At 63.9% G+C, this 11,753-nt stretch carries 10 protein-coding genes and 1 tRNA gene; 6 read left to right on the top strand and 5 right to left on the bottom strand.

Features of this window, described 5'->3' with window-relative positions; genetic code table 11:
• Positions 1-45: 45 nt before the first annotated feature.
• The gene (locus FGL95_RS09630; protein WP_169587005.1) at positions 46-744 is read right to left on the bottom strand and encodes a siderophore-interacting protein; all 699 of its coding nucleotides are present in this window, start codon (positions 742-744) and stop codon (positions 46-48) included.
• Between the two features lie 196 nt (positions 745-940).
• Between FGL95_RS09630 and FGL95_RS09635 the strand changes: the two genes are divergently transcribed.
• Positions 941-1,372 carry a hypothetical protein gene (locus tag FGL95_RS09635; RefSeq protein ID WP_169586034.1) on the top strand — a complete coding sequence of 144 codons (432 nt, stop codon included), beginning with the start codon at positions 941-943 and terminating at the stop codon, positions 1,370-1,372.
• Here FGL95_RS09635 and FGL95_RS09640 read toward each other — a convergent pair.
• Positions 1,369-1,917: a chorismate mutase gene (locus tag FGL95_RS09640; RefSeq protein ID WP_169586035.1), complete on the bottom strand. Its 549-nt coding sequence runs from the start codon at positions 1,915-1,917 to the stop codon at positions 1,369-1,371. The two genes, FGL95_RS09635 and FGL95_RS09640, sit on opposite strands and share 4 nt — an antisense overlap.
• Positions 1,918-2,111: 194 nt before the next feature.
• On the opposite strand from FGL95_RS09640, the gene FGL95_RS09645 reads away from it, so the two are divergent.
• Together FGL95_RS09645 and FGL95_RS09650 are read left to right on the top strand one after the other, a co-directional pair.
• Positions 2,112-3,962 (top strand): DUF4407 domain-containing protein, encoded by a 1,851-nt coding sequence (locus FGL95_RS09645; protein ID WP_169586036.1) that lies wholly within the window; start codon positions 2,112-2,114, stop codon positions 3,960-3,962.
• A gap of 26 nt (positions 3,963-3,988) precedes the next feature.
• A complete protein-coding gene (locus FGL95_RS09650; protein ID WP_169586037.1) occupies positions 3,989-6,037 on the top strand; it encodes a M13 family metallopeptidase in 2,049 nt (682 codons plus the stop codon).
• Here the strand turns inward: FGL95_RS09650 and FGL95_RS09655 are convergent.
• The 3 genes from FGL95_RS09655 to FGL95_RS09665 all read right to left on the bottom strand — a co-directional run bounded on the left by FGL95_RS09655 (position 6,009) and on the right by FGL95_RS09665 (position 8,236).
• Entirely contained in the window at positions 6,009-7,094 is a 1,086-nt protein-coding gene (locus FGL95_RS09655) for a hypothetical protein (RefSeq protein ID WP_169586038.1), read from the bottom strand. The genes FGL95_RS09650 and FGL95_RS09655 overlap by 29 nt on opposite strands.
• A gap of 137 nt (positions 7,095-7,231) precedes the next feature.
• Positions 7,232-7,942, bottom strand: a complete 711-nt coding sequence (locus FGL95_RS09660; protein ID WP_240962906.1) for a cutinase family protein — start codon at positions 7,940-7,942, stop codon at positions 7,232-7,234.
• Positions 7,943-8,153: 211 nt separating this feature from the next.
• A tRNA-Leu gene (locus tag FGL95_RS09665) sits at positions 8,154-8,236 on the bottom strand.
• A gap of 151 nt (positions 8,237-8,387) precedes the next feature.
• Between FGL95_RS09665 and FGL95_RS09670 the strand changes: the two genes are divergently transcribed.
• The 3 genes from FGL95_RS09670 to FGL95_RS09680 all read left to right on the top strand — a co-directional run bounded on the left by FGL95_RS09670 (position 8,388) and on the right by FGL95_RS09680 (position 11,751).
• Positions 8,388-9,584, top strand: coding sequence for a DUF3662 and FHA domain-containing protein (locus tag FGL95_RS09670; RefSeq protein WP_169586040.1), 1,197 nt, complete (start codon positions 8,388-8,390; stop codon positions 9,582-9,584).
• 233 nt (positions 9,585-9,817) lie between these two features.
• Positions 9,818-10,282 carry an FHA domain-containing protein FhaB/FipA gene (locus FGL95_RS09675; protein ID WP_169586042.1) on the top strand — a complete coding sequence of 155 codons (465 nt, stop codon included), beginning with the start codon at positions 9,818-9,820 and terminating at the stop codon, positions 10,280-10,282.
• Positions 10,279-11,751 (top strand): protein phosphatase 2C domain-containing protein, encoded by a 1,473-nt coding sequence (locus tag FGL95_RS09680; RefSeq protein ID WP_169586044.1) that lies wholly within the window; start codon positions 10,279-10,281, stop codon positions 11,749-11,751. The genes FGL95_RS09675 and FGL95_RS09680 overlap by 4 nt, the downstream gene beginning before the upstream one ends.
• Positions 11,752-11,753 lie beyond the last annotated feature (2 nt).

Genomic DNA, 11,753 nt, shown 5'->3' on the forward strand with positions numbered 1-11,753 from the left:
GTACTCTCAAAAGGTTGTGTAAGCCTAGCCTAACCAAAGGAGCGGTCAGAACGGGTTACGGCCGTGCATCCAGTACGCCTGCGATTTGATCGACTTCTTGTCCAGCTTGTACTTGGTTTTCAGCACACCGACCGTGGCGCGAGTCGTCTTCATTTCCGAGCCCACCCACCCGAAATAGCCGCTCGCATCGAACGCGGCCCCTTCGACCGCAGCCACCAGCGCGTTGCCGCCCTTCTCCCACGGCACCCACGTGACCTCGGTGTTCGCGGTCGCCGCGACAGGCAACGTGCGGTCATCTTCGTGCTGCCACTCGAGCCAGACCTTCGCGGGCGCGCCGTTGATCGCGCCGAGCAAGGTGTTGATCGCGGGTAGCGAAGCGCTGTCGCCGACGATCAGATAGCCCTCCGGATCAGCCTCGGGGAATGCGAACTTCGATCCCATGATCGTCGCGGTGATCTTTCCGCCGATCTCGACTTCCCGCGCCCAGTTCGGCGCAGGTCCGTCGTGGATCGCGAACTCGAGGTCGAACGAGTCGTTCTCGCGGTCGGGGTTGAGGATCGTGTAGGCGCGCTGCTGCATCACCTTGCTCCCGTTTTCGAACCACAGCCGGATCCACATGGTCGGATGCGGAGTGCGGTCGACGAGCAGTCCGCCCGCGTCGAAGTTCAAGCGCACATAGTGCGGGGTGACCTCTTGCCTGCCCGTGACGGTCAGTTCGAAATCCGGTGCGCCCAAAACCTTCATCACGGCACCCTGCCAGCCCCGAGCTTGCCTCGTCACAACGTTCTCCCCTGCGTTAGTTAGGTAAGCATAAGATAACACCGCGTTCTGAACAGCTGCCACCTCGTTAGGCCTGATTTTCGGTAGCCGCTCCGTAACGACCCAGTCACGTCGGTCGCGAAGCCACCCCTCGCGGCGACGGACCAGGCATCGTCGGGACATGCGCCTATCGATTGCTGCCACTGGATTCGCCTGCACCGCTGCCGCCGCTGCACTACTCGTCTCGGCCGGGACGGCCTCTGCGGCGGACGGAAACACGAAGACGACCATCTACACCCTGGCGAACCCCGGCCTCTGCGCCGGCATCATCGATGCAGGTGTGGGGCACTATCCGAGTTCAGCGGTGCTGGGCCTCACCGGAATGCTGTACGGCGTCGGTCCGTGCTCGGTCGAGTTGACGTTCCATTTCAAGCGCCAAAGTGACGGACTGACCGTCGATTACAAACGAACGCTGAACGGTCCGGGAGCGGTCGGAACCTCGAAAGACGTCGTCGGACCTGGCATCGGGATCTGGGACGTCACCATCACCAGCAATGCAGCCAGCTTCGGTGCCCAGCCGATGACTATCGACGTCCCGCAGTACCAGGGCTAACGGCACAAGGAGACGGCCGCCCGGACCAACGCCGCCTGATGTAAGGCGTCGACCCGCGCGACCGCATTGAACACGCTGCGCGACAACGAACTGGCGCAGTCGGGACCGGTCAGCGTGTCTGCGTGGAGCGCGATCTGATCGACGATTGCTACGTTCACCCGGTCGATGACCGGCCGGACCGCACCGAGATCGGGTCGCGCGCTCGGCGCTGCGGCGGGGTCGAAGCGCCACCACGTGTGCAAACCACGCTGGACCGTCTTGTTCGCCTCGATCTGGCCAGTGAACACGGACCGGACCCATTCGGCAGGCAGTCCTTTGGTGGAGCCGAGTTCTGTCATCGCCAGGTAGACCTGAGCCTCACGCTCGGGATCGTCGATCGGCGACGGGGTCCCCCACTTTGCGGCCGCAACCGAGTCGGCGGTTGCGAGCCGTTCCAGGGTGAGGTCGACGAGGGTATCGAGTGGTGCCGGATCCGCAGCAGCCCTCATCGGGGGCAGTGACAGGGCCAGAGCAACGGTCAGGACGGCGAAACGCAAGAAACGCATCGTGATCACCCTTCTATTACACTGTCTAATCGACTCATCATCCGAGCGGCATTGCGGCTGCTCGAGAGCTGGATAGCGCGGTCAAGCCCACCAGCGAAGTTGTGAAGCTTTTCACAAGAACTCGCCAGAACTTCTGGTGTGACACCCGTACCTGTCACCCTTGAGAAACCGTGAAACAGAATTCGGAGCCTTCCATGAGCAGACATCAAGCCGAAGCCGAGCCCCGGGTCGCCATTATCGGCAGCACCCTGGCGTGGCTGGGTGGTGCCCACGCGAGCAAGGCCAGCAACACCCCGGAACGGGGCGCGTACGAGGTCGCGGGTCTGGTCGTCGTGTTGGGTGGCTTGCTTGCCTGGCTGGTCGCTACCGTCGCCGTCGCATCCTCCACAACGTTACCGACCGCGGTAGTTGCGCTGTTCACGCTGCCGATCGGCCTACTGGTCGCGGCTCTCCAACGCGCTCTTGCGAGCGGTCGCCAGACGAAGTTCGGCGGCCTGCTCGGTCGCGGACTCCTCGCTCTGTTCATCGGTCTCGTCCTCGGTGAGCTCGCCTCGATCGGCATTTTCAACGGCGCGATCGACCGCGAACTCGACCAGCAGTCCGCACAGCGCGCAGCAAGCGCGCCCGCAGTCGTAGCTGCCAATCAGACGCTCGAGCAGCTTCGCGGTGACAAGTCCAGCCTCGAGAACGCCGTCCGTACCGCACGCGATCACGCGAACGCCGCCGAAACCCGCGCCAACTGCGAATACAACCCCACGCCGGGCTGCCCTCCCGGAATCACCGGTGACCCAGGCGTCGGACCGCAGACCCGTACCGCCCGTGAACTGTCCGACGACGCAAAGCGTGAGCTCGAGCAGGCGAAGACGAACCTCGCCGATCAAGGCAAGGCCATCGACGACAAGATCGCGGTCGCGGAAAGCGCCAAGAACGAAGCAGCCGTCGTCGACCGCGGTCTCGGCGCTCGTTGGACAGCGATGCACGATTACACGGTCGCCAACTTCGGTGCGCTGTTGCTGCGTCTGCTCTCGATCGCATTCTTCGCCGTCTTGATGTTGCTGCCCCTTCTGCTCAAGCTGTGGCGTGGCGAGACCACTGTCGATCACCGCGCTGCCGCGCATGCCGCGCGGGAACGCGCGGAGCTGGACGCCGAGACCGCCATCGCGCTCAAGCGCGCGGAGGTCCGGGCCGAAGCAGAACGCGTATGGGCCGAGCAAAAGCTCACGTCCGCGCGCTTCGCCGCCGAGGCCGAGACCGCGATCGAGCGCGAACAGCAGCGTCGCCGCGTCGCCGCCGCATATGAAGAGCCTGCTTCTGTCGGTTACACGCCTCGCCAGCAACTGCCGACCGCACTGGACATGCCGATGGCTGCCCTCCCCGCCGCAGCCAAGGCGCACGAGGCCGAAATCGAAGCCGAGCCCGAGCAGCAGTACCTGCCGGTCGCGTTCGACGCACCGCTCGACTACGTACCCGGCCGTGAAGTGAACAACCTGCCTGCGGTCGTGCCGCCTGCGCGGGTCGAACCTCGCAAGCCTGAGCCGCCGAAGGCTCCGTCGATCGGCCTGCCGAAGCTCAACCCGCTGCCCGACTTGGCCCGCGCTGTCACCGGAGCGGTCAAGCCGTTCGTGCCGCCGGTGGTCTCCAAGATCACGAGCACCAATCCGCTCAAGTCTGCGCGCAGCGTGTTCGAGGAGTTCGAAGAGATCCGATTCTCGTTCTCCCGCAAGCGGACCGTGACCGTCGACGAGCAGGTCGCCGAGCCACAGGTCACCACGACGACCACGCAGGTAGACCAGCTGGCCCCGCCGGAGCCGGCTGCGAGCGCGCTTCCCCACTACGCGTCGACGCGAGTGTTCGCCTCCCGCACCGCCGCCGACCCGCTCGGCCTGGACTACAACCCGTGGGCGACGGATTCCCTCGGCGCCGCGGCACCGGAGGACGTGTCCCGCGGACTCACCGAACGCGAGGGCCACCCCGAGCTGGCCGAACGCAAGGGACCGCGAGAGCTCGACGAACGTCAAGGGCCGCGAGAGTTGCCGTCCGCCTGATTCATTGGTGTGGCATCGTTTGTTTCATGATGAGCAGACGGCTGGCCGTTGTCGCGGTAGCAATCGTGGTCACAACGGTCGGCTGCGGGTCGACGGGCAGCAGCACCAACACCAAGGACGCTGAGCGCGCCTTCGATGTCGCCGAGCTGGATCCGTCGCACAGCGCGTGCACGGATTTCTACGGCTTCGTCAACGACAAGTGGATCGAGGCGGCGAAGATCCCCGCGGACAACTCCAGCTACGGCCTTTTCGACGAGCTGTACGACCGGACGTTGGACGCGCAGAAGGAGATTGCGGAGTCCGCCGTCGCCGATCTCGGCTCGCTGGACCACGATTCCGACCGCTACAAGATCGGCAAGATCTATCAGGCCGCCTTGGACGAGCAGGCGATCAACGCCGCAGGCGCCAAACCGCTCGAACCTGACCTCGCCCGCGTCGACCGCATCAATTCACCAGCTGACATCGCTGCCTTCATTCGCGAAGACGCGGAACGCGGCGGGGGCATCGTGCTCGGGCTGGGTGCAGGCTCGGACTTCAAGGACGCCTCGAAGCAGATCGGATTCGTATACTCCGATGGCCTGCGATTGCCGTCGAAGGAGTACTACACCGACCCGACGCACGCGGACATCCTCGATGCGTACCGCACCTACGTCACGACGTCGCTGCAGCTCATCGGTGTCAACGATGCCGATGCCGCCGCTCAGTCCGCACAGGCCGTCGCATTCGAATCACAGCTCGCGGCAGCAACGCTCTCGCCCACCGAGGCGCGCAAGCCGGAAAACCAGTACAAGCTGGTGACTGTCGACGAGGCAAACGCCATCACGCCCGCCTTCGACTGGCGAGCCTTCTTCACCGCGTTGAAGGTGTCGCCGGACGAAAAGTTCTCGATGGCGGAGACCCCGTTCTTCACCGAGCTGAATACGTTGATCACCACTGCCCCGATCGAGCAGTGGCGCGCGTACTTGCGCGCTCGGGTGGTCGACCGGGCGGCGGCTCGGCTCGCTCAGCCGTTCCGGGACAACCGGTTCGAGTTCAACAAGCAGCTCTCCGGCGCCGCCGAGCAGCCCGCCCGCTGGAAGGTCGGCGTCTCAGCCATCAACGGTGCAATGGGTCAGGCCGTCGGCCACCTCTACGTGGACAAGGCGTTCGACGCGACCGCTAAAGAACGCGCGGAAAAGCTGGTGCGCAACATTCTCGATGCCGTGAAGGCGCGCATCGAGAAGGTCGAGTGGATGAGCGCCGAGACCAAACAGAAGGCGATCGAGAAGTGGTCGTTGATCGTGCCCAGGATCGGTTACCCCGACAAGTGGCGCGATTACTCGGGGCTGAAACTCGATGAGTCGTCGTATTACGCGATGCTCGAGTCGGCTGATCAGTTCGCCCACGAGTACGACCTCGCCAAGATCAACAAGCCGACCGACCGCACCGAGTGGATCTCGACGCCACAGACGGTCAACGCGTTCTACAGCCGCGACGACAACACGATCAACTTCCCCGCCGGCATTCTGCAGGCGCCGTTCTTCGATCCGAACGCCGACGACGCGCTCAACTACGGCGGCATCGGTTCGATCATCGGTCACGAAATCACGCACGGGTTCGACGATCAGGGCAGCAAGTTCGACGGCAAAGGCAACCAGGTCGAGTGGTGGACCGAGGCAGACCGCGAGGCATTCGAGAAGCGCACGGACCGACTCGTGCAACAGTTCAACGGCTACGCGCCGCTGCCGAGCAAGCCGGACCTGCACATCAACGGTGAGCTGACGCTCGGCGAGAACCTCGCCGACCTCGGCGGCATCAACGCCGCATTCGACGCATACAAGAATGTGGACCCCGACGAGCGAGCCAAGGAGATCTCCGGCTACACCGGCGACCAACGGTTCTTCCTCGGCTTCGCGCGGCTGTGGCGGGAGAAGCTTCGCGACGAGTCCGCAGCTACCCAGATCAGCAGCGATCCCCACTCGATCGCGAGCTACCGCGTCAACGGCGTCGTGCCTAACGTCCCGGCGTTCGGTGAGTCGTTCAAGTGCGCACCCACCGATCCGATGGTCAGTTCCGATCCGGTTGTGGTCTGGTAGGCCGCGCGTCGGGTAGCAGCAACGCCGCGAACAGCCAACCGACCAAACCGGCGACGATCGGTGCGCCGGTCCACATTTCGGTGATGGTGGGGATGCGCCATTCGACGACGCTTGCCGTCGCAAAGTACAGCGACCAGGTCAGGAAGGCGAAGACGGCGCCGAACACCCAGAATGCGGTCCGGCGGTCACCGGCGGGCTGAATGCGTCGTGCGACGAGGTCGCCGAGGATCCCGGCGATCAGCACCGAGCCGAGCGTGCTGAGGTTTTCGAAACCAGTCAACGCGGCCGACACGACGATCGATGGTGCGACCACGATGGTGACCGCACCGAACGGCAGCCACCACCGTCGCGCCACCACGAGGATCGGCGCGAGCAGAACAAGGTTCGTGACAACCAATTTGACTGCGAGCCAGGATGACTGATGGTCCGCGGTCGTCGAGAACGAGTCGACGATATTCGCCGCGCGATAGGTGAGCGCGTTGCCGTAGTTGAGGAAGAGCAGCACCAACGACGTCGCCAAGCCCAGTGCGAGGAGTGCGGGCCACAACTCGCGGACCGACGGTCGCTCCGACAACCGCGGGTCCACCCACGCAGATCGCAACGGAGCCAGCAAGATCAGGATCATCGAGGTGAGCAGGCCGAGGTGACTGGGGCTGAAGAAGATCGATGTGTTCTGCTCGATGCCGAGAAACGTATGCCACAGACCGTCCGCGACTCCCGAGATGGCGAACAACGGCAGGACGACGAGCGCCGCCCCATATCCGAGCGGAACCGCCGCCGCACCGCGCCGACCGCGTTGAAGCTGGCGCGCCACCAGCCAGCCCACCCATGCTGCGGTAGCCGTGAACCCGCTGTAGAACACGGCATGCCAAGGGGTGAAGAAGGTTTCGAGCTTCGGCACGTTTGCGTGCGCCCATGAATCGAGGAACAGACCGATCACGAACCACAGTGACAGCGCGATCATGACGACGTTGTCGCGGCGCGACGCCGACGGTCGAGGGTGCTGTGACGATGTCAGTAAGTCTCGAATGCCTGAAGCGCGGTCGAGCACGGCCATCGACGGTCCTCCCCCGGGGTCTGCAACTCGTTACCCCTTCGAACGTACCGCCTTGACTGACGAAGCCCATTCCATGCTTGTGAGTCTTTTAGGAGTCCAGGGACTCCTAAAAGACTCACGAGCGATAAAGGACTCCGTTAGAGGTGGCTCATCGTGAAGCCGGCACCAGCGGGCGCATCACCGTTGGCGACGTACAGCACGTGTAGCGCGTTCGGCTGTGCAAGCGGTGCACCGTTGCAAATGTTGTCGCCGGCAATGCAGAAGTTGATGGACTTCGCCGCGTATTGCGGTCCGAGCACGATCGGCGGAGCGCCGGCGTCAGTCATGAAACGGTCCGAGGGCTTGGCGTACAGCACAACTGCGGCGACGTGGCTCGCCACTTCGGCGGGCATCGGCGTCGGCAGATACTGCAGATACTCCGGCGGAGTTCCCGGCGGCGGTCCTGCCATGGTCGCGAAACCAGCCACCACAGCGCCCTGCGAATATCCGCCGATCACGATTTTCGTGCCGGGGCAGGTGGCAGCAATGAACTGGACACGGGCTTGCGCGTCTTTGATGCCATCCAGTACCTCGTGCGCGAGGCCCAACCTGTCTGCGAAGTTGGCGCTGGCCGGATAGTTGACCGCATAGGTGCTGACCGACTTCCCGATGGCGGCCAGGCGGAGCGACTCGGTGAAGGCGATTCCGGTGATGCCGAGCGGACCCCCCGGCTCGACAGTCCCGCGTGCGAACACGACCTCGATATCGGAACACGGTGCGGCAGAAGCTGATTGGGTCGGCAAACTCATCGGCAATGCCACTGCCGCGATTGCAGCACACATAAATCGCGCCAGAGAACGAGCATTCATCGTTCGCACAGTACATTCCATAACGGTTCAGTACCCCCTTTCACTGCCGCCCAAGCAGCGAACAGTAGATGTTCCTGTGGACGCCAGCGAGTCGTCCACAAAGAGTTCGGAGCGGAGGCCCCGGCGGGTTGCCCTCAGCGCGGACTGAACGAGAATTTGCGTCGTGAAAGAAAAAGGTCACGAACCCGTTCGAGTTCGTGACCTTTATTTGTGGGCGAAGGGGGACTTGAACCCCCACGTCCCGAAGGACACTGGCACCTGAAGCCAGCGCGTCTGCCATTCCGCCACTCGCCCGAGCGACCGAGGAAGATTATCACGCCTTCCGACTGACTAACGATACGGCCCGAACAGCGTGATGAACGTCGCGACTGTTACAGGTGTGGACAATGATAGATATCATGGCGTAACTGCCCGCAATGTGTGACGCGCCGGATTGGAGGCTGCCATGAAGATTGTTCAACGTTTCGAACGCAAGCTGCAAGGCGCCGTTGGCGACGCCTTTGCCCGTGTGTTCGGCGGCAGTGTGGTGCCCGCCGAGGTCGAGGCCGCGCTGAAGGCGGAGGCGTTCGACCACATCCAGGAGCTGGAGGGCGGCCACCTCCTCGCGCCGAACAGCTATGTCATCACAATCAACAGCTCCGACCACGAAAAGCTTGCCGCCGACCACGACCTCACTGTTCGCGCGTTCTCCCGCCACTTGGAGGACTACATCCGTGAGCAGGGTTGGCAGACGTTCGGCCTTATCAATGTCCAATTCGAGGCGTCGCCGGCGCTGCATACCGGCCAGTTCCGAGCGAGCGGCCGGGTGGATCCGGACGCAACGGCAATGCCTTCGACACCAAGTCCATCCGCACAACCTCGATCAGGAGCTGGCCCAATGACGCAGAACTCAGGCTACGACCCCAGCCGTGAGCCCGCGGAATCGAACGACCCCCACGCGGGTTACGCACAGCCTGGCTACCAGAACGGCGCCTACCAGCAGGCTTACGGTGACCAGCCGTACCAGAACGGGTACGACCAGCAGCACTACGGCGGTCAGCAGAACGGGTACGACCAGAACCGCGCCTACGGCCAGCAGCCTGCGTACCACGATCCGAACTACGGCCAGCAGGGCTACCCGCAGCAGGGCTATCAAGATCCCAACTACGGCCAGCAGCCCTATGGCGGCCAGGCCTACCAGGATCCGGGGTACGGCCAGCAGGCTTACGGTCAGCAGGCGTACGGCCAACAGGGCTACGCCGACCCCGGCTACCAGGACCCCAACTACGGGCAGCCCGGCTACGCGCAGCAGGGTTACGGCCAGCAGCCTGCGTACGGCGGTTACGACTCCAATTACCCCGCGCAGGGCACGGCCTATTCGGCCACCCTTCAGCTCGACGACGGCAGTGGCCGGACGTATCAGCTCCGCGACGGCTCCAACGTGATCGGCCGCGGGCAGGAGGCACACTTCCGCCTCCCGGATACGGGCGTTTCGCGTCGCCATTTCGAGATTCGCTGGGACGGACAGGTCGCGATGTTGTTCGACCTGGGCTCGACGAACGGCACGACAGTCAACAGCTCACCGGTCAGCCAGGAGTGGCAGCTTGCCGACGGCGACCTGATCCGGGCCGGCCATTCGGAGATCCTTATCCGAATCGCTTGAGCCACGAAACCTTTTCGCAGCGGAACCGCGCCTAATATGGCAGAAATCGCCGGGCGATTCCGTATCGTGATTGCGCATCCCTATCGTGATCGACAAGGGTCTGTAACTCATGGGCGTTCCTCAGGCTCCACGCCTGCGGCACCCTATGATGCTGCAGGAGAAAGTGCGCATCACGAATGCGTGCCGGGGGATGCTGTCGCAATTGCCCGAGCCGAACGAGGAGGTGGACCGCTATGCAGGGCCTCATCCTGCAGTTGACTCGAGCGGGCTTTCTCCTGCTTCTGTGGTTGTTCGTGTGGGCGGTTCTGCGGACGTTGCGAAGCGACGTTTACGCTGCATCAGGAATTCGGATCCAACCGCGCGCATCGCGCAGCGGCAACGTTCTGCCGTCGTTCAATCGCCACAAGGGTGCCAAACACTTGGTCGTCACGCAGGGATCTCTGGCAGGCACGCGAATATCGCTCGGCACGCAGCCGGTGCTGATCGGGCGAGCCGACGATTCGACGCTCGTCCTCACCGACGACTACGCCTCGACCCGGCATGCCAGACTGTCTCCTCGTGGCTCGGATTGGTATGTCGAAGACCTCGGCTCCACCAACGGCACCTACTTGGATCGCGCCAAGGTCACGACGGCGATCCGCGTGCCCCTCGGCACGCCGGTCCGGGTCGGTAAAACAGTGATCGAGCTGCGATCGTGACCCTGACTCTCCGCTATGCCGCCCGCAGCGATCGCGGCCTCGTGCGTTCGAACAACGAAGATTCGGTGTACGCAGGAGCACGGCTCCTCGCTCTCGCAGACGGAATGGGTGGGCACGCAGCCGGCGAGGTCGCGTCGCAGCTCATGATCGCGGCGCTTGCCCACCTCGACGACGACGAGCCTGGCAACGACCTCCTCGGCAAGCTCGAAGCAGCCACTCGCGAAGGTAACGCGTCGATCGCCGATCAGGTCGACGACGAACCCGAGCTCGACGGCATGGGCACCACGCTTACGGCGATCCTTTTCGCAGGCAAGAAGCTCGGCCTGGTCCACATCGGCGATTCGCGCGCATACCTGCTGCGCGACAACGAACTTACTCAGATCACTCGCGACGATACATTCGTCCAGTCGCTGGTCGACGAAGGCCGCATCACCGCCGAACAGGCGCACTCCCACCCGCAGCGCTCGCTGATCATGCGCGCGTTGACCGGCAACGAGATCGAGCCGACGTTGACCGTCCGCGAGGCACGGGCCGGTGATCGTTACCTGCTGTGTTCGGATGGACTGTCCGATGTGGTCAGCGACGAGACGATCGCGAACACGATGCGCGAAGGCAACCAGGACGATTGCGCCGACCGGCTCATCGAATTGGCTCTACGCAGCGGCGGACCCGACAACGTGACCGTGGTGGTCGCCGACGTGATCGACCTCGATTACGGCCAGAGCCACCCGATCGTCGGCGGTGCCGCATCGACCGAAGAAGAAGAACACGCCCCCGCGCCCAACACCGCCGCGGGCCGCGCTGCCGCACTCCGCCCGCCGCGCGCGGCACCGAAGCGGGTTCCGATCGCTCCCGATCCACCCCCGAAGAAGAGTCACCGACTCCGCTGGACGTTGGTTGCCCTCGGTGTTCTGGTAGCGCTCGTCGTCGGTCTGGTCGTCGCGAACAAGATCATCCGCAGCAACTACTACGTCGGCGAAAACAACGGCGAGGTGGTGATCTTCCGCGGTATCCCGTTCTCCCTGCCTGGGTACTCGTTCGAGAAGGTGTATTCCAACGGCTGCCTCGACAACAAGGACCGCAAGGTTCTGACGCTCGTCGAGCCCGACGAGCAGCATGCTTCGTGCACGGTGTTGAAGATGTCGGATCTGAACCAGCGCGGACAGGAGTTGGTCCGGATGGGCCTGCCGTCCGGCTCGCTGGAAGAAGCGACGACGCAGATGCATCGCCTCGTTCCGGATCAGCTGGCGAGCAAATGCCCGGACAAGCCTGCCGGTACGACGAGCACCACTCCGTCGGCCCCGCCAACGACTACCGGCGTTGTCCCACAGCCGGGTGAAGCCGGAAACGTGCCTGCACCGAACGCCGAGCCGCCACGCGAACAGTTGGAGCCACCCGCGTCGGAGACGGCTACGCCGCCGCCAACGCCGACGACGACCTCCAGCCAGCCGCCGAATTCGGAATGCTGACC

Source organism: Antrihabitans stalactiti, assembly GCF_012932915.1.
GTDB classification, from domain to species: domain Bacteria; phylum Actinomycetota; class Actinomycetes; order Mycobacteriales; family Mycobacteriaceae; genus Antrihabitans; species Antrihabitans stalactiti.